Source organism: Streptomyces sp. NPDC016640 (genome assembly GCF_043076215.1).
Lineage (GTDB): Bacteria > Actinomycetota > Actinomycetes > Streptomycetales > Streptomycetaceae > Streptomyces.
This window is the reverse complement of the sequence record NZ_JBIBRG010000005.1, coordinates 346,905-371,189: the sequence shown is the minus strand read 5'-3', so window position 1 is coordinate 371,189 and position 24,285 is coordinate 346,905. Positions and strand designations below refer to the sequence as shown.

At 72.9% G+C, this 24,285-nt stretch carries 24 protein-coding genes; 19 read left to right on the top strand and 5 right to left on the bottom strand.

Annotation, left to right across the window (positions count from 1 at the left end; translation table 11 throughout):
* Positions 1 to 8 precede the first annotated feature (8 nt).
* From ACF07S_RS13755 to ACF07S_RS13680, 16 genes are all read left to right on the top strand, one after another.
* Complete coding sequence (locus tag ACF07S_RS13755; protein WP_391965327.1) at positions 9 to 1,010, top strand: thioesterase family protein; 1,002 nt, start codon at positions 9 to 11, stop codon at positions 1,008 to 1,010.
* Between the two features lie 28 nt (positions 1,011 to 1,038).
* Positions 1,039 to 1,767 (top strand): 2-hydroxychromene-2-carboxylate isomerase, encoded by a 729-nt coding sequence (locus ACF07S_RS13750; protein ID WP_391965326.1) that lies wholly within the window; start codon positions 1,039 to 1,041, stop codon positions 1,765 to 1,767.
* A gap of 83 nt (positions 1,768 to 1,850) precedes the next feature.
* Complete coding sequence (locus ACF07S_RS13745; protein ID WP_391965325.1) at positions 1,851 to 3,575, top strand: phytoene desaturase family protein; 1,725 nt, start codon at positions 1,851 to 1,853, stop codon at positions 3,573 to 3,575.
* A gap of 198 nt (positions 3,576 to 3,773) precedes the next feature.
* Positions 3,774 to 4,034, top strand: coding sequence for an acyl carrier protein (locus ACF07S_RS13740; RefSeq protein ID WP_391965324.1), 261 nt, complete (start codon positions 3,774 to 3,776; stop codon positions 4,032 to 4,034).
* Between the two features lie 116 nt (positions 4,035 to 4,150).
* Complete coding sequence (locus tag ACF07S_RS13735) at positions 4,151 to 5,407, top strand: beta-ketoacyl-[acyl-carrier-protein] synthase family protein (protein WP_391965323.1); 1,257 nt, start codon at positions 4,151 to 4,153, stop codon at positions 5,405 to 5,407.
* Complete coding sequence (locus ACF07S_RS13730; RefSeq protein WP_391965322.1) at positions 5,404 to 6,543, top strand: beta-ketoacyl-[acyl-carrier-protein] synthase family protein; 1,140 nt, start codon at positions 5,404 to 5,406, stop codon at positions 6,541 to 6,543. Before ACF07S_RS13735 ends, ACF07S_RS13730 begins: the two co-directional genes overlap by 4 nt.
* Positions 6,544 to 6,545: 2 nt before the next feature.
* Entirely contained in the window at positions 6,546 to 7,487 is a 942-nt protein-coding gene (locus ACF07S_RS13725; RefSeq protein ID WP_391965321.1) for a beta-ketoacyl synthase N-terminal-like domain-containing protein, read from the top strand.
* Between the two features lie 58 nt (positions 7,488 to 7,545).
* A complete protein-coding gene (locus tag ACF07S_RS13720) occupies positions 7,546 to 8,661 on the top strand; it encodes a beta-ketoacyl synthase N-terminal-like domain-containing protein (RefSeq protein ID WP_391965320.1) in 1,116 nt (371 codons plus the stop codon).
* A 41-nt stretch (positions 8,662 to 8,702) separates the two neighbouring features.
* Positions 8,703 to 8,966 (top strand): acyl carrier protein, encoded by a 264-nt coding sequence (locus ACF07S_RS13715; protein WP_391974225.1) that lies wholly within the window; start codon positions 8,703 to 8,705, stop codon positions 8,964 to 8,966.
* A complete protein-coding gene (locus tag ACF07S_RS13710; RefSeq protein ID WP_391974224.1) occupies positions 8,963 to 9,364 on the top strand; it encodes a 3-hydroxyacyl-ACP dehydratase FabZ family protein in 402 nt (133 codons plus the stop codon). The genes ACF07S_RS13715 and ACF07S_RS13710 overlap by 4 nt, the downstream gene beginning before the upstream one ends.
* Complete coding sequence (locus ACF07S_RS13705) at positions 9,358 to 9,828, top strand: 3-hydroxyacyl-ACP dehydratase FabZ family protein (RefSeq protein ID WP_391965317.1); 471 nt, start codon at positions 9,358 to 9,360, stop codon at positions 9,826 to 9,828. Before ACF07S_RS13710 ends, ACF07S_RS13705 begins: the two co-directional genes overlap by 7 nt.
* Positions 9,829 to 9,899: 71 nt before the next feature.
* Positions 9,900 to 10,646 carry a 3-oxoacyl-[acyl-carrier-protein] reductase gene (gene fabG / locus ACF07S_RS13700; protein ID WP_391965316.1) on the top strand — a complete coding sequence of 249 codons (747 nt, stop codon included), beginning with the start codon at positions 9,900 to 9,902 and terminating at the stop codon, positions 10,644 to 10,646.
* Entirely contained in the window at positions 10,646 to 11,182 is a 537-nt protein-coding gene (locus ACF07S_RS13695; RefSeq protein WP_391974223.1) for a YbaK/EbsC family protein, read from the top strand. Before fabG ends, ACF07S_RS13695 begins: the two co-directional genes overlap by 1 nt.
* A gap of 116 nt (positions 11,183 to 11,298) precedes the next feature.
* On the top strand, positions 11,299 to 12,243 hold the full coding sequence (locus ACF07S_RS13690; protein WP_391965314.1) for an ATP-binding cassette domain-containing protein: 945 nt from the start codon (positions 11,299 to 11,301) through the stop codon (positions 12,241 to 12,243).
* Positions 12,244 to 12,280: 37 nt separating this feature from the next.
* Positions 12,281 to 13,126, top strand: a complete 846-nt coding sequence (locus ACF07S_RS13685) for an ABC transporter permease (protein WP_391965313.1) — start codon at positions 12,281 to 12,283, stop codon at positions 13,124 to 13,126.
* Positions 13,127 to 13,338: 212 nt separating this feature from the next.
* Positions 13,339 to 14,298 carry a helix-turn-helix domain-containing protein gene (locus ACF07S_RS13680; protein ID WP_391965312.1) on the top strand — a complete coding sequence of 320 codons (960 nt, stop codon included), beginning with the start codon at positions 13,339 to 13,341 and terminating at the stop codon, positions 14,296 to 14,298.
* Between the two features lie 434 nt (positions 14,299 to 14,732).
* On the opposite strand, the gene ACF07S_RS13675 is transcribed toward ACF07S_RS13680, so the two are convergent.
* On the bottom strand, positions 14,733 to 14,969 hold the full coding sequence (locus tag ACF07S_RS13675) for a hypothetical protein (RefSeq protein WP_391965311.1): 237 nt from the start codon (positions 14,967 to 14,969) through the stop codon (positions 14,733 to 14,735).
* Between the two features lie 35 nt (positions 14,970 to 15,004).
* Positions 15,005 to 16,069 carry a polyprenyl synthetase family protein gene (locus tag ACF07S_RS13670; protein WP_391965310.1) on the bottom strand — a complete coding sequence of 355 codons (1,065 nt, stop codon included), beginning with the start codon at positions 16,067 to 16,069 and terminating at the stop codon, positions 15,005 to 15,007.
* A 331-nt stretch (positions 16,070 to 16,400) separates the two neighbouring features.
* Between ACF07S_RS13670 and ACF07S_RS13665 the strand changes: the two genes are divergently transcribed.
* From ACF07S_RS13665 to ACF07S_RS13655, 3 genes are all read left to right on the top strand, one after another.
* Positions 16,401 to 18,554: an MMPL family transporter gene (locus ACF07S_RS13665; RefSeq protein WP_391965309.1), complete on the top strand. Its 2,154-nt coding sequence runs from the start codon at positions 16,401 to 16,403 to the stop codon at positions 18,552 to 18,554.
* Positions 18,551 to 20,542 carry an ABC1 kinase family protein gene (locus tag ACF07S_RS13660; RefSeq protein WP_391965308.1) on the top strand — a complete coding sequence of 664 codons (1,992 nt, stop codon included), beginning with the start codon at positions 18,551 to 18,553 and terminating at the stop codon, positions 20,540 to 20,542. The genes ACF07S_RS13665 and ACF07S_RS13660 overlap by 4 nt, the downstream gene beginning before the upstream one ends.
* Positions 20,543 to 20,831: 289 nt before the next feature.
* On the top strand, positions 20,832 to 21,383 hold the full coding sequence (locus ACF07S_RS13655) for a YciI family protein (protein WP_391974222.1): 552 nt from the start codon (positions 20,832 to 20,834) through the stop codon (positions 21,381 to 21,383).
* Positions 21,384 to 21,516: 133 nt separating this feature from the next.
* On the opposite strand, the gene ACF07S_RS13650 is transcribed toward ACF07S_RS13655, so the two are convergent.
* The 3 genes from ACF07S_RS13650 to ACF07S_RS13640 form a co-directional block, all read right to left on the bottom strand.
* Positions 21,517 to 22,389 carry an IclR family transcriptional regulator gene (locus ACF07S_RS13650; RefSeq protein WP_391965306.1) on the bottom strand — a complete coding sequence of 291 codons (873 nt, stop codon included), beginning with the start codon at positions 22,387 to 22,389 and terminating at the stop codon, positions 21,517 to 21,519.
* Positions 22,390 to 22,427: 38 nt separating this feature from the next.
* Positions 22,428 to 23,351, bottom strand: a complete 924-nt coding sequence (locus ACF07S_RS13645) for an ACP S-malonyltransferase (protein WP_391965305.1) — start codon at positions 23,349 to 23,351, stop codon at positions 22,428 to 22,430.
* Positions 23,352 to 23,555: 204 nt separating this feature from the next.
* On the bottom strand, positions 23,556 to 24,266 hold the full coding sequence (locus tag ACF07S_RS13640; RefSeq protein ID WP_391965304.1) for a LuxR family transcriptional regulator: 711 nt from the start codon (positions 24,264 to 24,266) through the stop codon (positions 23,556 to 23,558).
* Between the last annotated feature and the right edge of the window lie 19 nt (positions 24,267 to 24,285).

Sequence of the window (24,285 nt, the reverse complement as noted above, 5' to 3'; positions counted from 1 at the left end):
GTACATCGATGGCCACCCTGACCGATGTCGACATCAAAAAGCTGCTGACGGAGCCGAGTTCGGTGACGATGCGCCCCTCCTACGAGGGCGGCAACATCAACACCGCGATCGGTTTCAAGTGCGACAACTACCTGCTCGAAGCGGCGGTGCTCGACCACTTCCGGGCCGTCGGCCTCGGCGCCACCGAGCTGTACCTGGTGCACGGCGTCAACTTCGACGTGGTCGGCGTCGACACCCGGCTGCACACCGTGCTCACCCTGGACGACGACGTGACCGTCGAGGTCACCCCGAAGACCAAGGACACCGACCGCGAGATGGTGTTCGCGGTGGCCGCCATCGTGGAGCGCGACGGTGCCCCCAAGAAGGCCGTCACCTCCAAGTTCCGCGTACTGCTGCGCCGTGACACCAACATCGCCGATCCCGCGCCGCTCCCCGCGGAGCTGGAGCGCTTCGTGGTCGACCGGCTCGCCACCGCGGTGTCCACCGAGCTGGCCTCCACTCCGTCCGACGACCTGTACGGCGCCTTCCACCGCGGCGAGGACGCCACGACCGACCCGGTGCTCGCCGAGATCATCGGCGACGACAACGCGATCGGCTGGAAGTGGCGCATCCCCTACTACTACTGCCACTTCACCGAGCGCATGCAGATGTCGGGCTACCTGCGCCAGATGGAGGAGGCCAAGCACCTCTTCGTCGCCTCCCGCGGCATCAGCATCAAGCGGCTGCTCGACGAGCGCGGCTGGATCCCCGTGGTGACGCAGAACAAGCTGCGCTTCACCGACGAGGCGATCATGGAAGAGGACCTGTACACGGTCTACACCGTGGAGTCCGTCTTCAAGGACATGCTCTACACCTCCCGCATGGACTTCTACGTCGTGCGGGACGGCGAGCTCGTCAAGACCGCCACCGGCGAGATCACCCACGGCTACTGCCACAAGGAGACGCCGGACTCCGAATGGCAGATGGCCGTCTTCGACGACGAGGTCCTGCGCGCCCTGCGCGGCGAGTGACCCCGAACCGACAGCCCGGAGGATCCCCATGGCTTCCCGTCGCCGGCCGCGCTGGTACTTCTCCCTGCGCAGCCCCTACTCCTGGTTCGCCTACCGCGACCTGATGCACTCCCACCCCGAGGTGCTCGACGCCGTCGACTGGCTGCCGTTCTGGGAGCCGGACGAGGAGACCGCACGGCTGCTGGCCGACGAGGGCGTCACCCTGCCCATCGTCGCCATGAGCCGGGCGAAGAACTTCTACATCCTGCAGGACACCCGCCGGCTCGCCACCGAGCGCGGGCTGACCGACATCAGCTGGCCCATCGACCGCGACCCCTGCTGGGAGGTGGCCCACCTGGCGTGGATCGCCGCCGACGACGAGGGCCGCGGCAAGGAGTTCGTGGCCGCCGCCTACCAGGCGCGCTGGCAGGACGGCAAGAACATCTCCGACCCGGAGGTGATCGCCGGCATCGCGGACGGGCTCGGCCTGGACGCCCGGCGGCTCTCCACCGCGGCCCAGGACCCCGACCTGCGCAAGCGGGGCGCCGCCCTGCTCGCCGAGTCCGCCCACGACGGCCTGTTCGGCGTGCCGTTCTTCATCCACGGCCGGGACAAGTTCTGGGGCGTGGACCGGGTCGCGCCCTTCGTCCGGGCCGTCCTCGGCGAGGAGAAGGCCGGAGCTCGGCCCGCCGGGGCCGCCGAGGTCCCCGACCCGGCGACCCACGCCGACCTGCTGGCGGCCGGCGGCGACCAGGGCCACGCCGGCGGCTGCGGCTGACCCCGGAGCGACGCTCCCCAGACGCCCCGGCCGGTGCGGCGGCCGGGGCACCCCACCCCACGGCACATGACGAGGAGACGACTGTGGACAGCGACGCGCACGGCAGCGGGCGCGGCACCGACTGGGATGCCGTGGTGGTCGGCGCCGGTCTCGGCGGCCTCACCGCCGCCGCGTACCTGGCCGCCTCGGGCAAGCGCGTCCTGGTACTGGAGCAGTTCTCGATCGTGGGCGGCAACAGCCACGTGTTCCGGCGACGCCGCGCCTACGAGTTCGACGTGGGCGTCCACTACCTGGGCGACTGCGCACCCGGCGGAGTCATCCCGAGCATCCTGTCCGGCGTCGGACTCGGTGACCGGGTGGACTTCCTGGAGATGGACCAGGACGGCTTCGACCTGATCCGGGTGCCGGGCGTGTCCGTCGACATGCCCGCCGGATGGCAGGCGTACCGGCAGCGCCTCACCGCCGCCATGCCCGAGGAGGCGGACGGCCTGAACACGTTCGTCGACGTCTGCTCGGCGCTCGGCGAGGAGCAGCGCGCCGCGCTGTTCGAGGCGCACGGATGGGCACCCCAGGACATCGCCGCCCGCACCGCCACCATCCGGCAGTGGGGCAGGCGGACGCTGGACGACCTGTTCCGGCACTGCGGACTGTCGGCGCGGGCCCGCACCGTGCTCGCCGCCCAGGCCCCCAACTACGGGCTCACCCCGAAGCAGGCCACGGTGGCGCGGCACACCAGCGTCACCGACCACTACCTGCGCGGCGCCTACTACCCGGCCGGCGGCGGACAGGTGCTCGCCGCGGGCCTGGTCGAGGTGATCGAGGCCCACGGGGGACAGGTCCGGACCCGCAGCAGGGTGGCCCGCATCCTCGTCGAGGACCGCGAGGTCACCGGCGTCCACCTGGAGAGCGGCGAGACCGTCACCGCGGGCCTGGTGGTGTCCAACGCGGACTACCCGCGGACCGTGCTCGAGCTGGTCGGCGCCGAACACTTCCAGAAGTCGGTCGTCACCCGCACCCGGCGGGCGAAGATGGGCATGCCGTGGCTGGTGCTCTACCTCGGCCTCGACACCGACCTGCGGGACCGGCCCAACGCCAACCTGTGGTGGTACGACACCGACGACATCGACGGCTACTTCGAGCGGGTGAGCGGCGGCGAGACGGGTGAAGTCCCCTTCCTCTTCTGCTCCTTCGCCTCGCTCAAGGACCCCGGCAACCGCGAGCTGTGCCCGCCGGGCCACGCCAACCTCCAGGTGATGACGCTGTGCCCGCCGGACTACGCCTGGTGGGGCGTCGACGAGGGACCGGCCGGCGGCGGCGACTACCGCCGCAACCCGGTCTATCTGCGGCGCAAGCGCGAACTCACCGAGGCCACGCTGAACGCCGCCGAGAAGGCCCTCGGGCCGCTGCGTCCGCACATCACCCACCTGGAGGCCGCCACCCCGCTCACCCACGAGCGGTACACGCTCTCCACCGGCGGCACCCCCTTCGGCATGGCGGAGTGGGGCGGGACCTCCCGCCCCGGCACCGCGACCGCCGTCAAGGGCCTGCACGTCGTCGGCGCCAGCACCCAGGCCGGCAACGGCATCGCGGGCGTCATGCTCGGCGGGATCGGCTGCGCCGCCGACATCCTCGGCGAGCCGCTGCTCGCCGCCGCCCGCGCCGGGACCGTGTACGGCGACCCGGACCTGCTGCCCGAACGGCCCGAGGGCTGGGACCCCAGGGAGGTCTGCCGCGGCGCCGCCCGGCGCGCCACCGGCCCCCGGCCCTTCCGGCTCCCGCCCACCCGCCTCGCCGGCGCCCGCGAGTGACCACGCGCCGGCCGGCCCCCTGACCACGCGCACCCGCGCCCGACCCGGACGCACCCCGCGCCCGACCCGCGGACACCCCGCGCGGGACGCGAACGCGTCCGCACCCGAGAAACGTGCGGCCCCTTCCGGCCTCGGCCACCGGCCGCCAGGACCAACCGACCCAGCACACCGAACCATCGGAAGAACAGAGGGAATCACATGACCACGGCCATCGACACCGACAGCCAGGCCCGCATCAAGGAGATCGTCTGCGACGTCCTGGAGCTGGAAGAGGACGAGGTGACCGGCAGCAGCCTCTTCAAGGAGGACCACGGCGCCGACTCGCTGCGCGCCATCGAGATCCTCGCGGGCCTGGAGAAGGAGTTCAAGGTCACCATCGAGCAGTCCGAGCTGGAGCGCATGGTCAACCTCGACGGCGTCTACGCCGTGGTCGGCGAGGCCGTCGCGGCCCAGAAGTAACCACGGGAAGCCGGGCGACCGGAGGGCGGGCGGCACCCCGCCCGCCCTCCGCGGCCCGGCGGCCTCCCCGGCCCCCGTCCTCATCCAAGGCGACCACGCCGTACCGAGGGAGATTGATGTCAGTGAACGTTTCCGACGCGACGCGTGACGACGCGGCCACCCGGGTGGTGCTGACCGGGTTCGGCGTGTTCTCCAGCATCGGTGTGGGCGCCGATGAGTTCGCCGAAGGGCTGCGGGCCGGCCGCAGCGGCGCCAAGCCGATCACCCTGTTCGACACCGAGGGCTTCGCCCACGCCAACGGGTGCGAGATCACCGGTGCCGAACCGGAACGGTGGATCCACAACCTGCCCGTCGAAACCCTGGGCCGCGCCACCCAGTTCTCCGTGGCCGCCGCCCGCATGGCCGTGGAGGCCGCCGGCGTCGACCTGGACGACCTGCGCGCCCGGCGCGGCATGATCTCCATCGGCACCACCGACGGGGAGTCCTACGAACTCGACCACCTGGTCGGTACCGAGGTCGCCTCGGGTCCGGCCGCCATGGACCCCACCGTGGCCCGCCGCGTCTACCCCAACCGCCTCTCCGTCGCGGCCGCCCAGGAACTGGGCCTGTCCAACGTCGAGGCGGTGACCATCGCCACCGCCTGCTCGGCCGGCAACTACGCGATCGGCCAGGGCTTCGACGCCATCCGCAGCGGCGAGGCCGACTACGCCCTGTGCGGCGGCGCCGACGCCATGTGCCGCAAGACCTTCACCGGTTTCTACCGGCTCGGCACCATCGCCCCGGACGTGTGCCGCCCCTTCGACGTCGACCGCAAGGGCATCCTCACCGGTGAGGGCGCCGGCGTCCTGATGCTGGAGAGCCTGGCTTCCGCCCGGGCCCGCGGCGCCCGCATCTACGCCGAGGTGCTCGGCTACGGCCTGAACTGCGACGCCTACCACCAGGTCGCCCCCAACCAGTCCAGCGTCGCCCGCTGCATGGAGATCGCCCTGGAGAACGCCGGCGTCAAGGCGGAGGAGGTCGACCTGATCTCCGCCCACGGCACCGGCACCAAGGCCAACGACGTGACCGAGTCGCGGGCGATCCACGACGTGTACGGCGAGACCGTGCCGCGCACCGTCTCCCTGAAGTCCATGCTCGGACACACCATGGGAGCCGCGAGCGCGCTGGCCGCCATCGCGTGTGCCCTGTCGATCCACCACCGCTTCATCCCGCCGACCATCAACCACCGCGAGACCGACCCCGAGTGCGAGATCGACTGCGTGCCCAACCAGTCGGTCGAGGCGGACCTGAGGATCGTGCAGAACAACGGTCTCGCCTTCGGCGGCAACAACGCCATCGTGGTCCTCGGCAAGTACCAGGACGGTGTCCGATGAGGATGCCCATCATCGGCGTCGGCGCCGTCGCCAGCGTCGGCCGGGACGCCGACGAGATCTTCGCCAGCCTCTGCGCCGGCCGCGGCGGACTCGGCCCGGTGCGCGGATTCGACGGCGAACGCTACAACGGCAAGCAGCTGTTCGAGATCGACGACCGGCCGGAGCAGGGCGTCGACCGCACCCTGCGGGCCACCGGGTTCCTGCTGGACGCCGTCGGCCAGGCCGCCGCGGACGCCGGTCTCGGTGACGACCTGTCCGGCGTCCCCGTGCTCGTCGGCACCGGGCTGCGCGAGCTGCGCTCGGCCGAGCTGTGGTGGCGGGACGGAGCGCCGTTCGGCGCCGACCGGCTGCACTTCGGCACCGCGCTGCGGGAACGGTTCGGCACCGCCGACACCCTCACCGTCTCCAACGCCTGCTCCGCCTCCCTGTACACCCTCGCGCTCGGTGCCGACCTGCTGGCGCTGGGCGAGGCGGACACCGTCATCGTGGCGGGCGTCGACTCGATCACCGAATCCATGCACGGACTGGCCGACCGGGTCCAGCCCAACCCGCCGACCGCGCTGCGCACCCTCGACGTCAACCGCCGGGGCACCATCCTCGGCGACGGCGCGGCGGCCGTCGTCCTGCGCGGGGAGGACGTGCGCTGGCCGGGCGGCCGGCTGTGGGGCAGGCTGCGCGGCGTCGGCATGACCTGCGACGCCAAGCACCCCACCGCCCCCGACCCGGTCCAGGTCGCCGAGGCGATGCGGCAGGCGCACCGGCTGGCGGGCACCCGTCCCGAGGACATCGACCTGGTGCTGCTGCACGGCACCGGTACCCCGCTCAACGACCTGGTCGAGATCACCGCCTACGGGGAGGTGTTCGGCGAGGCCGCCGGCCGCCCGGTGCTGACCGGCATCAAGCCGATGACCGGCCACACCAGCGGCTCGGCGGGCCTGCTGAGCCTCGTCACCACCCTGCAGGTGATGGCCACCGGCAAGGTGCCCCCGCTGGTCAACCTGGAGCAGCCCATCGAGGAGGCGGCCGGTCTGCGCCTGGTGCGCGGCCAGGAGGCCAAGCACGAGGTGGCGCTGGCGCAGGTGCACGGATTCGGGTTCGGCGGGGTCAACGCCGTAGCGATTGTCGAGGGATCATGATGATGACCGTCACCGGAGTCGGCGTCGCCCTGCCGGGAGCCGACTCCGCCGCCGCCCTGGCCACGGCCCGGGGCCCGGAGGGCACCGTCGAACCGGCCGCCGTGCTGGGCAAGAAGGGCCTGCGCTACAAGGACCGCGCCACCCAGCTCGGACTGTGCGCCGCCCAGCGCGTGCTGACCGACGCCGGACTGCTCGTCGACGGCGGACTCACCGTCGACGGCACCCGCACGGCCGTGCTGGTCAGCTCCAACCTGGGCAACGTCGACACCGTCTGCCGCGTGGTGAGGACCATCGCCGACGAGGGCACCCACGGCGTCAGCCCCATGGACACCCCCAACGCCTCCAGCAACATCATCGCTTCCGAGATCGCCATCCGGTGGGGGCTCAAGGGCCCCAACCTGATGCTGTGCAACGGACCCGCCTCCGGGCTCGACGCGATCCGCTGGGGCGCCGCCCTGCTGCGCTCGGGCCGCGCCGACCACGTCGTCGTGGTGGGCGTCGAACCGGACAACGAGATCGCGCGCGGCCTCGTCGGCGGCCCGCTGGCGGACGGCGCCGCCGCCGTGGTGCTGGAGCGCGCCGAGGCCGCCGAGGCCCGGGGCGCCACCGTCCGCGCCGTGATCGGCGCGCACACCAGGGGACTGGACGTGGCCGGCACCGTCGCCGAACTCGCCGAGGTCGAGGCCGAGCCGGCCGCCTGGTACGCGTCCGCGGCCGCCGCCCCGGCCCTGGCGAAGGGACTGCCCGTGCACGACCTCGCCTCGGTGTGGGGCGAGTTGTCCGGTGCGCTCGGCGTCGTGCAGTGCGCGGCGGCGGTCGGCGCGCTCGACGCGGGCGCCGACGGACCGATGTGGCTGGTGGCGGGCACCGACTCCGACGACGGCGTCGCCACGCTGGTGCTGCGCCCGCCGGCGGCGGCGGGCGTCCAGCCGGCCGCCGTCTGAGCGGCCCCACCGGCCTTCCCAGGACATCGAGCACCACCGAGCAGAACGGAATGCGACCATGACCCCTTCGGCGAGCGCGCCGGCGACCGCGACCCGGCCGGTGATCACCGCGTGGTCCGCGGTGTCGCCGTACGGCATCGGCAAGGACAGCTTCGTGGCCGGCGTACTGGCCGGACAGGACACCTCCGCCCCGCTGGACTCCGGGAAGTGGGCGGCCCCGGACAGCCACGCCTGTCTGATCCCCGGATTCGAACTGCGCGAGGTGCTGGGCAAGAAGGGCACCCGCTCCATGGACCGGGTGACCGGACTGGCCGTCACCGCCGTCCGCGACCTGCTGCGCGACTCCGGGGACCGGCGCACGGCCTCCGACGAGGAGACCGCCCTGGTGCTGGGCACCACCACCGGCAGCGCGCAGAGCATGATGGACTTCACCCGCGCCTCGCTGGAGGGCGACAAGCCGTTCTACGTCGACCCCTCGCTGATGCCGAACGCGGTGATGAACTGCGCCGCCGGCCAGTGCGCCATCTGGCACAGCCTCAAGGGCCCGAACACCACGATCGCCGGTGGCCGCGTCGCGGGGCTGTCCGCGCTGAGCTACGCCGCCGGGCTGCTCGGCTCCGGCCGTGCCCGCACGGTGCTCTACGGCGCCGCCGAGGAGTTCTCCAGCGCCCGCGCCTGGCTGGAGCACCACCGGCGCGGCGAGGACGCGAAGGACGCCCTGCTGGGCGAGGGATGCGCCATGTTCATGCTGGAGGCGGCCGGTCCGGCGGACGCGGCGGACCGCGCCCTGGCCGAGGTGCTGGCCGTCCAGTCGCGGGTGTACTTCGACGACGATCCCGGGGAGGCGCTCGCCGCCTGCATCGACGGCGTGCTGCGGCGCGGCGGAGTGGACCGCGAGGACGTGTGGGCGGTCTCCGCATCCGGCCTCGCCGGGTCCGCCGGCACCCGCGAACGCGAGGTGCTCACCGCCCGCTTCGGCGCGCGGGTGCTCGACCGGGCCCCGGCCATGAGCACCGTCGGGGACACCGCGGCGGCCTCCGCGGCCTTCCAGATCGGAACGCTGCTGGCCGTCGCCGAGCAGCCGGAGGTACCCGACGGCGCCGTCGCCCTCGTCTCCTCGGTGGACGACAACGGCGTCGTCGCCTGTGCCGCGCTGCGCCTGTCGGCGCGCTGACGCAACGCCCGCCCCGGACCACGGAAGAAGGAAGCAAAGACATGCCGATCGACGCGGTCGCCGGTCTCGACCGGGAACAACTGCGGCAGCTGCTCGCCGAGACCATCGACGCGGACGTCACCGACGTCCGGGACGACACCGACTTCGTGCAGACGCTGGGCGTCGACTCCCTGATGGCCCTGGAAGTGGTCGTCGTGCTGGAACGCACCTACGGAGTCAAGTTCGCCGAGGCGGAGATGAGCGAGGTGCGGACCCTGGACAGCGCCTACGAGGTGGTCCGCCGCAAACTGCTGGAGCGTTCGTGACCGGCACCGTCCTGGCCACCGCCCGCCCGGTGCGCGAACCCGCCCACGACCCGGACTCCGGGTCCTGGACGGCCGGCTTCGCGGTGGCGATCACCGACAGCGAGCCCGTCTTCGCCGGGCACTACCCGCACTTCCCGATCTTCCCCGGCGTCTGCGTGATGGAGTGCGTGCGCCGGGCCGCGGAGACCGCCCCGCCGCCCGGGACCGGTGAACTGCGGCTGGCCGCGGTGGAGTCCACCCGGTTCCTGGCCGCGGTCCACCCCGGCGACGAACTGACCGTCGACATCACCTGGTCACCGCGCGGCGAGGGCTGGCGCTGCGCCGCCAAGGTGGCGACGGACCGCGGCCCCGCCGCCTCCGTCCGTCTGCGCTACCGGCAGGAGGAGACGCCGTGCTGACCGCCGCCGGCGTGCGCGCCACGCTGCCGCACCGCTATCCCATGCTGCTGGTCGACCGGGTCCTGGGCACCGGCGACGACCACATACGGTCCCTCAAGGCCGTCACCCTCAACGAGCCCTGGTACGCGCGGCTCGGCCCGTCGCCCGCCGACGACGAACTCGCCTACCCCGACTTCCTGCTGATCGAGTCGTGGACCCAGACGGCGGGCATCCTCGCCACCCGCCTGGCCGGCCCGGTGGCCCGGGGACAGGTCATGCTGTTCGGCTCCATGAGCGGCATCGAGTTCCACCGGCAGGCGTTCCCCGGCGACACCGTGGAGCACCACGCCCGGCTGGAACGCGCCGTGAACGACACGATGATCTTCGCCGGCGAGAGCACGATCGGCGGCGAACCGCTGCTGACCGTCGGGCAGATCACCATGGCCTTCCGCCCCGGCGAGGCCCTCGCGCCGCCCGCTCCCTGAGCCGCCCGCCACCCGCACCGCGCCCGCACCAACCGGCCCGCCCGGGCCGCCCCGACAACCTACGGAGTGTCATGACGGAGAACACAGCGCCGGTCGCCCTGGTCAGCGGCGGCTCGCGCGGGATCGGCCGCGCCGTGGTCCTGCGGCTCGCGGCCGAGGGATACGACGTCTCCTTCTGCTACCAGTCCAACGAGCAGGCCGCGCTGGAGCTGGAGAAGGAGGCGGGCGAACTCGGCCACCGGGCCCTCGCCGTACGCGCCGACGTGACCGACGCCGCCTCGGTCCGCGACTGGGTCACCCGCACGGAGTCCGAACTGGGCCCGGTCGAGGTGGCGGTCAGCTCGGCCGGCATCACCCGGGACAACCCGCTGGTCCTCATGTCCGACGAGGACTGGCACAGCGTCCTGGACACCAACCTCGACGGTGTCTACCACGTGTGCCGCGCCGTGATATTCGAAATGATGAAGCGCAAATCCGGAACGATCATCAATATCTCCTCCATCGCCGGTGTCTACGGAAACGCCACCCAGGCCAACTACTCCGCCTCCAAGGCGGGCATCATCGGATTCTCCAAGGCACTCGCCAAAGAAGTCGGTCGTTACAACATCCGCACCAATGTGGTGGCGCCGGGCTTCATCGAGACCGATATGACCGCCGAACTGGCGGAGAAGGTCAAGAAAGACGCGGCGAAGAACATTCCGCTGCGCCGATTCGGACAGGCCGAGGAAGTGGCGGACCTCGTCGCCTTCCTGGCGAGCGAGCGGGCCGCCTACATCACCGGTTCGGTCCTCCAGATCGACGGCGGCCTGACGGTCTGATGACCGCGGAGACCCACCTGCGGCTGCGCGCGCTGGCCGACCGGCACGGCGCCTCCTACCGGCTGATCGAGCACGCTCCCGAGGGCCGCACCGAGGAGGCCAGCGCACTGCGCGGGCACGCGCTGGAACAGAGCGCCAAATGCCTGGTGGTCGCGGTACGGCCGACCAAGCGGACCTGCCGCTACGTCCTCGCCGTCATACCGGGCGACCGGCGTCTGGACCTGGCCCGGGTCGCCGAGTGCACCGGCGGACGCAAGGCGGGATTCGCCGACCGGGAGACCGCCGAGCGGCTGGCCGGCTCGGTCAGCGGCTCGATCATCCCGTTCTCCTTCCGTCCCGACCTCGAGCTGATCGTCGAAGAGGACCTGCTGCGCAGCGACACCCTGTTCTTCAACGCGGCCCGGCTGGATGTGTCGATGGCCCTCGCCACAGAGGATTATCTGCGGATGGCGCGACCGCGCACCGCCCGGATCACCGAACCGGATTCCGTGGCCGCCGCACTTCAGCAACCTGCAGGCGCCCCGTCTCCGTTCTGATACCGCCCTAGCATCACGAGGCAGCGGTTGACGAAATTCCCCAGAACATATCCGAACCATGGCCTGCCACCGGGCCGCCGGAGAGAGCAACGGAGGCCAAGCACGTGGCCAGACCTATGATTGAGGCAATCGACGTAACAAAGTCGTTCGGTGATGTCGTCGCGCTGAACGGTGTGAACGTCTCGGTTCCCGAGGGTTCGATCCACGGCTTGCTCGGCCACAACGGCGCCGGCAAGACGACCCTGGTCCACATCCTCTCCACCCTCCTCGAACCGACCACCGGCACCGCCCGGATCTGCGGCCTCGACGTGTCCGCCGACGCGCAGCAGGTACGCCGGTGCATCGGGCTGACCGGACAGTTCGCCTCCGTGGACGAACAGCTCTCCGGGCGCGAGAACCTGACCCTGATCGCCCGTCTGCTCGGTGCGAGCAGGCGTCAGGCCCGCGCCCGGGCGGACGAACTGCTGGAGCTCTTCGACCTGACCGAGGCGGCCAAGCGTCCGGCCACCCAGTACTCGGGCGGCATGCGCAGGAGGCTGGACATCGGGGCGAGCCTCGTCGGTTCGCCGCAGGTCATCTTCCTCGACGAGCCGACGACCGGACTGGACCCCACCTCCCGGATCGGTGTGTGGGAGATCATCAATCGGCTGGCCGAGGACGGCGTCTCGGTGCTGCTCACCACGCAGTACCTGGAGGAGGCCGACCAGCTCTGCGAGCGGATCACCCTGCTCTCCAAGGGGTCCGTGGTGGCCGAGGGCACTCCCGCCGAGCTCAAGGCGGCCGTCGGCCAGCGCATGGTGACCGTGACGCTGTCGGGGGAGTCGCAGGTGCCGGCCGCCCTGCGCGCCCTGGAGGCCGCGGGCTTCCGCGCGGGCACCTCCCCGGACGCCGGGAACGCCCTCGGCGTCCCCGTGACCGCCTCCGCGGACCTGGCCGTCGTGGTGCGCACGCTGAACGACGCGCACACCGAGATAGCCGAGCTCGGCTTCTCCGAACCGACCCTCGACGACGTCTACCTGAGGCTCACCCACGAGTCCGCCGGAACGCCGGTGCCCGCGTGACCGTCCCGATCATTCCCACCGTAGAAGGAGTACAGAGATGACGGTCCTCGAGGCCGAGGCCACCCCGAGGCGGACACCGCCCGGGCGGCGGGACGCCGTGACCGCGCAGTGGGGCACCAGCAACCTGATCTCGCAGACCGTCGCGCTCACCGGGCGCTCGCTGCGGCCCTACATGAACGCCGGCGTGATCATCGTCACCTTCGTCGAACCCCTCGTCATGCTGCTGATGTTCGCCGGCGTGCTGAAGGTGCTCGGCGACGCCCCGGGCATGTCCAAGGAAATGGCCTACATCGACGGCCTCGCCCCCGCCATCATGATCATCACCGCGGTCGCCGCCGGCGCCCAGGCGGGCAACGGACTCATCAACGACCTGCGCAACGAGGTCATCACCCGCTTCCACACCCTGCCCATCAACCGGTTCAGCGTGCTGCTGGCGCGCAGCTTCGCCGACGCGGCCCGCTCGCTCTACCAGCTGATCGCCGTGGCCGTGCTGGCCGCCGTCATCTTCGGGTTCTCGCCCCCCGGCGGGGTCCTCGGCGTGCTGGGCGCGATCCTCATGAGCCTGCTCGTCGGCTGGTCCATGAGCTGGATCTTCATCATGATGGCCGCGCTGATGCGCAACGGCGACGTGCTGCGCATGATCACCACGCTGCTCACCTTCCCGCTGCTGTTCGCCTCCAACGCCTTCGTGCCGCCGGAGTCGATGCCGACCGGGCTGCGGGTGATCGCCCAGGCCAACCCGATCTCGTACGCCAACGACGCCGTGCGCGCCATGGTCGCCGGGAACGTCACCGTGATGGAACTGCTCACCACCGTCGCGGTGTGCCTGGCCCTGGTGTGCGTGTGCGCACCGATCTCGAAGCGCTCGTTCCGGGTGATGTGACCCCCTGAGAACCGGTCCCGGCCACGGACCGGATGACCGGTAGTGCCCTCATCCCGCCCCCTGCCCCCGCGCAGTGGGCGGGATGTCCCGTCCCGGTGGCACCAAGCTGTCGAACCGACGTCCGAACACTCCAAGCCGTTCTTGGCCTGTCTAGGTTTAACCCGTGAGTGGGCAGAACCTGCCCCTGGGAAGACACCTTCCGAGAGGTTGATGTGGCGCAATCCGGAATCGGTCTCGACGAACGTTCGGAGCTCCTCTACCGGAGGCTGCTCCGGCGGACGAACTGGCAGACGCGGGACCTGGCGCAGGTCATGAAGTGGCCGGCGTCCGAGGTCGTACGAGCGTTGGACACACTGCGGGCGGAGGGACTCGCCGCCGTCTCGGCGGACGATCCCGCCACCTTCCGCGCGGTCGAGCCGTGCATCGCCCTGCCGGCCCTGCTGGCCCGGTCGATGCACGAGGGGCGCTCCCCGCAGCCCCGCCCGGTCGAGATCGACCGGTTCATCGCCCTGCACGAGCGGGCGGCCGAGCGGATCGAGGAGTCCGCCGACGGCCGGGGGCACCGCAACGACGCGTCCACCGTGATCGAGCGGATGGTCGCCAAGGCGGAGCAGGACGTGGTGTTCCTCGTCCCCCGCCACGTCGAGGGCGGGTTCGCCTTCTCCCGTCCCCTGGTGGACACGGCACTGCGGCGCGGCATGCGGCTGCGCGCCGTGTGGACCGCCTCGGTGTTCCACGCCCACCCCGCCATGGTCCACGCGCAGTGGCTGGCCCAGCAGGACGTCCCGCCGCGCATGGCCGACTCGGTGCCGGTCTGCGCCATGATCATGGACGGCGCGGCGGCCGTGGTGGTCGACGAGGTCCAGGGACCCCGGGTGGTGCGTTCCACCGCCGAACTGGACTCCCTGTGCGCGCTGGCCGAGCGGCTCTGGGAGCGGGGCTCGGCGGTACGGCAGCTCCGGCGCACCCCGGGCGCCGCGACCACCCGCAGGCCCCGCACCGAGATCGTCCTCCGCCTCCTGGCCGAGGGCCTCACCGACGACGCCATAGCCCGCCGCCTCGGGTGCAGCGTGCGCACCGTCCGCAACGACGTGGCGGCCGCCATGGTCGCCCTCGACGCGCGCAGCCGCTTCCAGGCGGGTGCCCGCGCCATGCAGGTGGGCCTGATCTGACCACGGCCACGACGGCCGCCGCCGGCGCCGAGCGGCCCCGTTCCCCGCACGTCGGCGCGTCCGCGGTCCCGGTCCGCCCGGACACCTCCCACTCCAGGCCGGTCCGGGCCGCCCGCTGCGTCCGCGGCCCGGACACCTCCCGCCGACCGGCGACTCCCCGTCCCGGACCCGCCGTACCGTCCGGCACCGCACCCTCCCGGACGGCTCCCGACCGGTGCGGCCGACGACCTCCCCGACCGCGCGCTCCCGCCCCCGGCGCCACGGCCCCGCCCCGGCGCCCGCCCCCCGACGGCACGCGACGGCGGACCCGCCGGCCGTGGACGGGGCAGGGCCGGCCGGGCGGGGGTACGCACCCCGCCTCCGGGGACGGCCCCCGGACCGGGCGAGTGCCGGGTCCGCCTACGTCCCGGCCGGGAGCGGGCGCACCGCAGTCGTCACGCGTGTGCTCCCGGTGTGCGGGGGTGGGCCCGTGAGCCGGGCGCTCCCGGGTCCGGGCCGGGCACGGCGGTGCGGGCGGGCCCCGCGGCACGGGCCCGGGGCGCGGTGCGCCGGGCGGTGCGGCTGAGGAGGGCGGCGGCGACGGCCGGCTCCTCCGGGCCCGGACAGGTGCCGAGCAGCTTGGACAGCGCGGGGCCCAGCGGCCCTTCGAGCACGAGCACGGGAGCTGACACGGCGTCTCCTCACAGTGGCGGGCCGGCCCCGCGGGTCACCCGGTGCGCAGGGCCACGAAGTCGCAGAGCGCGTCGAGCGTGCGGCGCGCGGGCAGCGGCGGCAGGACGCCGAGCGCCTCCCGCGCCCGGGCCAGCCGCTGGTGCATGAGCGTCTGCGCACGGGCCGTGGCCCGGGAGACGGCGAACAGGTCGAGGGCGCGACGGTGCCAGCCGGGCCCTGCGGCGGCCCCGGCCGCCAGCAGCTCGCGCAACTCCGCGTCGCACGGCTCCGTGCCCTCCCGGGCGAGCAGCACCGGCAGGCTGGGCACCCCGGCCAGCAGGTCCATGCCCTGCGCCTTGCCGCTGCACGCCTCGGGGGAGAGCAGGTCGAGCAGGTCGTCGGCGATCTGGAAGGCGAGGCCGAGCTGTTCGCCGTACTCGACGAGACGGCCGGCGACCTCCGGCGACGCGCCGGACTGGAAGGCGCCGACCCCCAGCGACATGGACAGCAGCGCGGCGGTCTTGCCGGCGGTGACCCGGAAGTAGTGGGCGACGCAGTCCTCGCCCGGCCGGGGGCCGGCGAGTTCGCGCAGCTGGCCGGCCACGATCCGGTTGGCCGTACGGGCGTTGAGGGTGAGCGCCGCCGGAACCAGATCGGCGGACATCCGGGCGGCCCGGGCCAGCAGCCAGTTCCCGCCCATCGCGGCCATCCGGTTGCCCCACAGGGCGTTGGCGCTGGCGGCGCCGTGCCGGGTGGCGGCACGGTCGACCACGTCGTCGTGGTAGAGCGAGGCCAGGTGGACCAGCTCGGCGACGACGGCCGCACGGTCCACGCCCGCACTGCCGGGGTCCCCGAACTCCGCGGCGAGCAGCACCAGAAGGGGCCGCATCCGCTTGCCGCCGGTGGCCGCCAGGTGGCCGGTGAGCGCCCGCACCCGGGGGTCGGACGCGTCACGCGTGCTCTCCCGCAGCAGGCGCTCCGCACCGGCCAGCGCCCGGCCCAACCGGGCCTGGAACTCCGGCGCGTCGGGACCGAGCCGGCCGAGCAGCGCGACCGCGTAGGGGCCCTCGCCGTCCGGCGCGGCAGTCATCGGGACCTCGTACAGCTGTTCTGCGGTCACGAGGAGAACTCATCCTGTCGGGGCGGCCTGCGGGAGCGGAAGCACGGGCCGACGGCCTCCGGTGTTTCCGACCGCAACCATTGCAGTCCACCCCAAGGGCGACAACGGGATTGGCATGAAGGTGTCATGCCGGCGCACCGGCCCGCGCCGCACCGCGCTCCGCGGCGGGGACCGGCCGGAAAAGGAGGGACGGCGAATCGGAAGGCGCGTCGGAATTCCGCTCCGGCGCCCGGCAGCTTGATGCCAGTTTCACGCCGCGAACCGACGGCGGGGAACGCGCGCGAACGACAATCGGTGCGCCCATGCACCCCTTGAGAAGGAGCCTCCCCCCATGTTCGGACGGGTCGGACGGTCCGCCGTCAAACACCCCTGGCTGACCATACTGGCGTGGGTGATCGCGGCGATAGGCGTGGCGTCCCTGGCGCCGCCCCTGCAGCCGGTCAGCGACCAGGCCGAATTCCTCCCCTCGCACTACGAGTCGGTGCGGGCAGGGGAGCTCCAGAAGCAGGCGTTCCCGCAGGAGGAACAGCCCGCGTCCGTCATCGTCTTCCGCCGTGACGACAACGGCCGGCTCACCGACACCGACCTCGCGGACGTGAAGAAGGTCGCCGCCGGTCTGGAGAAGGCGGGCCTGGAGAAGATCGGCGCCGTGCGGACGGGCCCGCAGGCCGTGTCCGCCAACGGTGAGATCGCCCTGGCGAGCATCCTCGCGACGACCGAGAACCCCTACGACGAGACCCTGATGGAGTCGGTCGGCGAGATGCGCGAGAAGGCCGGGCCGCTCCTCGAGGGCACCGCGCTGCACATGGGGATCACCGGTTCGGCGGCGACGGCGCTGGACACCAAGGAGTCCTCCGGCGACACCGACGCCATGATCATGATGGCGACGCTGGTCCTGCTCATCGTGCTGCTGGCCGCCATCTTCCGCAGTCCGCTGATCGCCGTCCTGCCGGTCCTCGTCATCGCCCTCGTCTTCGTGCTGGCGACCGGCCTGATCTCCATCGCCTCCGAGGCCGGCGGATTCCAGGCGGACGCCTCGATCGGATCCATCCTGATCGTGGTGCTCTTCGGCGTCGGCACCGACTACCTCCTGTTCCTCCTCTTCCGCTACCGGGAGTTCCTGCGCAAGGGACAGGCGCCCAAGGAGGCCATGACCGAGGCCGTCACCCGGGTCGGGGAGACCATCGCCTCCGCCGCCGGCGCCGTCATCGTCGCCTTCCTCGCCCTGCTGCTGTCCAGCCTCGGCATGCTGAAGGCGCTCGGCCCGGCGCTGGCCATCTCCGTCGGCGTCACCCTCGTCGCCTCGCTGACGCTCGTACCGGCGGTCTTCTCCCTGCTGGGCACCAAGGCCTTCTGGCCGTCCAAGGCGTGGAGCAAGGAGCCCAAGCACACGCTCGCGGCCCGCGCCGGATCCCTCACCGCGCGCCGTCCCGGCCTCGTCGCCGCCGTCTCCGGCGGACTGCTCGCCGCGCTCGCGGCCGGCGTCCTCAGCCTCAACACCGTTTTCGACAGCAGCAGTTCGCTGCCGAAGGACCTGGAGTCGGTCCAGGCGGCGAAGGAACTGGAGCGCGGCTTCGCGGCCGGGCAGACCGACCCGACCTGGGTGTTCCTGGAGGCCGAGGACGGCGGCAAGCTCGACCGGGGCCGGATCGACGCCTACGCCGAGAAGCTGGCCGCCGCCGACTTCGGCACGGTGGTGCCCCCGGTCGTCGCGCCCAAGGGCGACATCGCCAAGTTCGGTGTGGTGCTGGCCCACAAGCCGGACAGCGACCGGGCCGTCGACCTGCTGGCCGGACCGCTGCGCGACGCGGCCCACGACGCGGCGCCCGACGGCACCCGCGCCCTCGTCGGCGGCACCTCCGCCGTGCTCGCCGACATCCAGCACGCCACCAACCGCGACTACTCCGTGGTCTTCCCGGCCGCCGGCGTGGCCATCATGGTGATCCTCGGCCTGCTGCTGCGCAGCGTCGTCGCGCCCCTGTACCTCATGGTCGCGGTCGGACTGGGCTTCGCCGCGACGCTGGGCGCGACCGTGCTCCTCTTCCAGAACGTCGCCGGCGAGTCGGGCCTGCCCTTCACCCTGCCGGTGATCGTCTACCTGTTCGTCGTCGCCATCGGCACCGACTACAACATCCTGATGGTGGCGCGGCTGCGGGAGGAGGTCGAGCGCGGCAGCACCCCGGCACAGGCCGTCCGCCAGGCGATCACGCACTCCACGTCCACCATCGGCACGGCGGCCGTCATCCTCGCCGGCACCTTCGGCGTCCTGCTGCTGGCCCAGAACTCCATGCTCCGCCAGATGGGCTTCGCCGTGGCCTTCGGCATCCTGCTCACCGCGTTCGTGATGGCCGTACTGCTGGTGCCCGCGGTCACCACCCTGCTCGGACACCGCACCTGGTGGCCCGGGCGTGTCGGCCCCGGTCCCGGGGCGCAGGCCGACCCCGAGCCGACGGGGCAGGAGCCCGTGGCCGCACGCCGGACGTGAGCAGCTTCCTGTTGATCGCCGGGGCCACCGCCCTGCTCGGCCCCATGATCATGGCCGTACTGGCCCGCAGAGTGCTCGGACTGCGCATCGGCGCGGTCCGGGCCCTGCTCACGGGCGTCGCCGGACTGCTGGCGGCGGGCGTGGTCGGTACGCCGATGGGCCCGCAGGCGAGCCGCACCCCGCTGGTGACCGTGCAGCTGGGGGCGGCGCTGCTCGGCGCGATGCTCTTCCTCGTGCTCTCCGAGGCGGCGGTCACCGGCGGCTCGGTGCGCGGCATGGTGCGCTGGCCCGGCGCCGTGCGCCGCAGGCTGGCGCGCAGCCGGCGCTACACCCAGCTCAGCAGGATCGCCGTACGGCACGGGCTGGGCCGCTTCCTGACCGGCCGGTCCCGGCGCGGCACCGCCAGCCCCCAGGACCAGGCCGCGCTGGCCAGGTCGCTGCGGCTGGCGCTGGAGGAGGCGGGAGCCACCTTCGTCAAGCTCGGACAGGTGCTGTCGTCCCGCTACGACCTGCTGCCCGACGTGTTCGTGGACGAACTGAGCGCGTTGCAGCACGAGGTCGCCCCCGAACCGTGGCCCGACATCGAACGCGTGCTGGCGGAGGAGCTGAAGGCGCCGCCGGAGAAGGTGTTCGCGGAGTTCCGGCCCGAACCGCTCGCGGCCGGTTCCATGGCCCAGGTGCACCGGGCCCGGCTGCGGGACGGGCGCGCAGTGGCCGTGAAGGTGCAGCGGCCGGGGGCCCGGCAGGTCCTCGAACGCGACCTCGACATCCTCTTCCGGATCAGCGACATGCTGGAGCGGACCACCAGCTGGGGCCGGACGGTCGGCTCCCGCGAACTGGTGCAGGGGTTCGCCGACTCGCTCCACGAGGAGCTGGACTTCCGTACCGAGGCCCGCAACACCGCGGCCGTCGCCGCGAACGTGGCACTCGCCGACGCCGGTGCCGAACCCGCGGCCGGCACCGGCGGGCCGTCCGGAACCGCCCCGCGGGTCCTGCTGCCCGAGGTCCACCAGGAGCTGAGCACCGAACGGGTGCTGGTCGTCGAATGGCTCGACGGCGTCACCCTGAACCGGGCCGACGCCGTCATCGAGGCCCGGGGCCTGGACCGCGAGCGGCTCGCCCGCGACCTGTTCCACTGCCTGCTGGGCCAGATCATGATCGGCGGCGTCTTCCACGCCGACCCGCACTCCGGCAACGTCCTCGTCCTGGACGACGGCCGGCTCGGCCTGGTGGACTTCGGCTCGGTCGGCCGCATCGACCGGATGCTGCGCGACAGCCTGCGCGAACTGCTCATGGCGATCGACCGCAACGATCCGCAGGCGCTGTCCGACGCGCTGCTGGACCTGGTGGAGCGGCCCGACGAGATCGACGAGGACCGCTTCACCCGCGCCCTCGGCCGCTACACGGCCCGCCACCTCTCCTCCGCGGGGCCCCCGGGCCGGGAGATGTTCTCCGACCTGTTCCTGCTCGTGGCGCAGTACGGCCTCACCGTGCCGCCCGAAGTGGCCGCGGCCTTCCGCGCGCTGGCCACCGTGGAGGGTGCCCTCGGCCGGCTCGTGCCGGGCTTCGACCTCGTCGAGGAGGCGCGCGCCTTCGCCTCCACCGAACTGGCCCGCCGGCTCTCCCCGCGGCAGCTGAGCCGCTCCCTGGCCGACGAGGCCGCCGCCGTGCTGCCGATGCTGCTCCGGCTGCCGCGCCGGGCCGAACGCATCAGCAGCGCGCTGGAACAGGGCAGGCTCAGCATCAACGTACGGCTGCTCGCGGACGAACGGGACCGGCGCTTCATCCGCGGCATCGTCCATGACGTGCTGCTCGCCTTCCTCGGCGCCCTCACCGGTGTCCTGGGCATGCTGCTGCTGTCCACCCGGGGCGGCCCCCGGGTCGGCGACTCGCTGCGGCTGTTCGACATCTTCGGTTACAACGCCCTGCTGATCAGCTCGGTGCTGGTGCTCCGCGTCCTCTTCACCATCACCAGGTCCCCACGCTGACCCGTCCCGCGCACCGACGGCCACGCCCGCCCGGGGACGCGCCCCGGACCGGCCGGACCGGGGTCACAGGCGGGTGGCGGCGCGGACGAGGTCCGCGCACGGCCCGCGAACGGCCGTGCGGGGGCCACGCGATGAGCGTGGTCACCCGCCGGTCGCATTGGTGATGGAGGAGCGGTACGCCGCGACCGGAGCTGCCACGGGGAACGCGGGCCAGGGACGACGAGCGACGGGACGGGGCGCGGGGGCCCGGCGGCTCGACCTGGTCACCTCCGTCAAGAGATCCTTGGGCATGGAGTTCCTCTGCTACCACCGCGACCGGCCCGCCTCCCTGCCGCTGCGCCACGAGCTGCGGGAGGAGCACTGGTCCTACATGGACCGGTACACGAAGGAGATGATCGCCCGGGGCCCGACCCTCGCCGACGACGGCGGCACCCCCACCGGAAGCGTGCACATCGTCGACCTGCCCGATCCCGCCGCTGCCCGCACGTTCGCCTTCGAGGAGCCGAACTACCAGGCCGGCGTCTACCGGGACGTGCTGCTGCGACGGTGGCGCAACACGCTGGGGCGCACCATGTGGGACTTCCCCGGCGGCCGGACCGGCGGCAACCGGTACCTGGTGCTCGGCCTCGGCACGGGACGGGCCGCCGACCTCGCGGTGCCGCCCGACCCGAACGAGCTGATCGCCTACGGGCCGCTGCTGTCCGACGACGGCGACACCTGGCTGGGCACCGCGGCGCTGGCCCGGGCGCCGGACCCGGACACGGCACGCGCCATCCTGACCCCGGACCGGTACGCCGGCATCGAGGTGCACAACTGGCAGTTCGGCGGGCGCCCGTCATAGCCGGGGGCGCCCGGCCGACGTCACCGCCGAAGCCCCGGCCGCTGGGTGATCCCCGGAGGACGAGGGCGCCCGCAGCCGTCGGCCCCGACGATCGCCGGGGTCCGGGGGTGCCGTCCAGGGAAGCGGCGGTGGGTCAGTGGGTTCCCGTGGCGCGCAGGGGCTCCGTGGCGGCCAGGGGTGTCCTGGCCCGGGTGGGCGGACGCCGGGACGGCAGGGCGTGGGCGCGGCGCAGGGCGTCGGACAGGGCGGCGGCCGAGTCGAACACGGTCGCCCCCAGCCAGCGGCCCGGGATCGCGTCCATCCGGTGCGGTGGACCCGACACCGACAGCGCGGCGACCACCCGGTCGTCCCCGGCCAGCACCGGCACGGCGTACGCGATGTCGCCGGGCTGCATGACGTCCGACCCGCGGGCCCAGCCGCGACGGCGGACCTGGGCGAGATGGGTGGCGGTGAACCGGGCGCCGCGCAGCCCCTCGCGGATCTCCTCCGGCTCCTGCCAGGCGAGCAGCACCAGCGCGACCGGCCCGGCGCCGGCCGGCCGCGACATGCCGACCGGCACCCGCTCGGCGCCGTCGGCCCCGGGGACACCGTCCGCGCAGGTCGCCACACACGTCTGCGTCCGGCCGCGGCGCCGCAGGACCCGGGCGTCCAGTCCCGTGCGGTCGTGCAGATCGGCCAGCACGGGGGCCGCCGCCTGCGCCAGCCGGTCGTAGCGCGCCTCGACCGACATGCTGCCGAGCCGCGGGCCGAGCGCGAACCGCCCGTGGAAGTCCCGGGTCAGCAACCCGAGCCGCTCCAGCGCCACCGCGATGCGGTGCACGGTGGGCCGGGACAGCCCGCTGCGGGCGACGAGTTCGCTCAACGGCGCCGGCGCCTGCTCCACGAGCTCCAGCAGCACGGACGCCTTGTCGAGCACGCCGATACCGCTGATCCACTCCCGGGGCGCGGCGGCCGTCGCCGTACCCCCCGGCGTCAGCGGCCGCGTACCGTCGGAAACAGGTGCCATGGTGGTGTCAGGGTCTCTTCTGCTCTCGCGGTTCGTCGTCAGTCCAGGGCGGCGGGGCCGTCCACGGACACCACCTCGACGCCGGGTTCGATACGGCGGATCAGTCCCGCCAGCGTGCGCCCGGGCCCGAGTTCGACCAGCCGGCCGCAGCCGAGGGGACCGGTGAGCGTGCGCACGCTCTCCTCCCACAGCACCGGCGAGGTGAGCTGGCGGGTGCCGAGCTCCGTCCAGCCGGTGGCACCGTCGTAGGGCCGCGCGTCCACGTTGGCCACCACCGGAAGGTGCCGGGGTGCCGCCGCCGTGTCCTTCAGGGCGGCGGCGAGCGTCTCGGCGGCGGGAGCCATGTAGGGGCTGTGGAAGGCGCCGCCGACCTGCAGCCGGATGAACTTGGCGCCGATCGAGGAGGCCCCGTCCGCGACCAGCCCGACCCCCCCGGGCGATCCCGAGACCACGGTCTGGCCGGGGGCGTTGACGTTGGCGATCCACACGTCCTCGCCCTCCTCCCGTACGGAGCACGCCAGTTGCTCCACGCTCTCCAGCGGGGCCGCGACCAGGACGCCCATGGTGCCCTCGCGCGCACCGGAAGCCTCCCGCATGGCCCGGCCCCGCGCGGCGACCAGGGCCGCCGCCGCGGGCAGGGTGAACGCCCCGGCCGCGGTGAGGGCGGCGTACTCACCCAGGCTGTGACCCGCGCACGCGACCACGGGCCCGTCGAACGCCCCGCGGCGCACCGCCTCGGCGTGGGCCATCATCGCGACCGAGAACACCGACAACTGCGCCAGGTCGGTGCGCCGGAGCTGCTCCGTCGTCGCGTGGAGCAGCAGGTCGGCGATGTCCTCCCCGGTGGCCTCGGAGATCTCCGCGGTGATCCGCCACGACGGCGTGTCCCGCCACGGCGCGCCCATTGCCTGACGCTGCGTTCCCTGACCGGGAAACACCAGACCGATCGGCTGCCGATCCATGGATCCACCTTCCGCAACGGACTTCGTCGAGGGCGCGGGGCCCCGCACCGGAGCAACCGGCGCGGGTCCCTGCGGACCGGCGGCGACGGGGGAGCCTCCGGTGACGGGAGACGTCCGCGAGGACGGTCCCGTTCCCTGAGACTTCATCAAACTGTGCCTTCCCGGACGGGGCAACGCGCGTTTCAGGAAGCTGCGGCGCGCACCTCACGCCCGGTACGCGCCGTCCTGCCCGGGCGGCAGCAGTCCCAGCTCCGCGGCCCGGACCCCCGCCTGGAAGCGGGAGCTGGCACCGAGCAGCGCCATGATCTCCGCGACGTAGCGCCGGTACGTCCGGACGGAGACGGTCAGTTCGCGGGCGGCCACCTCGTCGGTGACCCCGGCCCGCATGGCGCCCAGGATCTGCCGGACCAGGATCGCCCGGTCGCGGTCGCCGAACGCGAGATGCTCGTCCGGGGGAGCGGAACTGGACCAGATGCTCTCGAAGAGCGCGGACAGGGCCCCCAGCACCTCGGGTGCCCTGATGAGGGAGGCCCGGCGCTCGGCGGGGGAACCGACCACCACCAGGGCGGTCGCACGGTCGGCTATCAGCATCTGCAGAGGCGGCAGCCGGGCCACCCGGACCGTCAGCTGCCGGTGCGGGTCGGGCAGCCAGCTGCCCAGGGAGTCACCGACCAGGTCGGGGCCGGCCAGCAACCGCGCGGAGACCCGCTCCCGCGCGAAGTGCAGCAGGTCGGCCTCCAGCAGCCCGACCCGCTCCAGCTGGCTTCCGGTGCCCGGTATCCGGGAGCGCAGGATGTCGATGGTGCCGGTGGCCTGTCCCATCAGCTCCCGTGTGACGCCGATGAGTTGTCCGTAGCCGCCGGGGAGCGCCGTGATGAGCTGCTCCCGCCGGCTGCGGTCCCGATGGATGATCATGGTTGACTCAATCAACTCT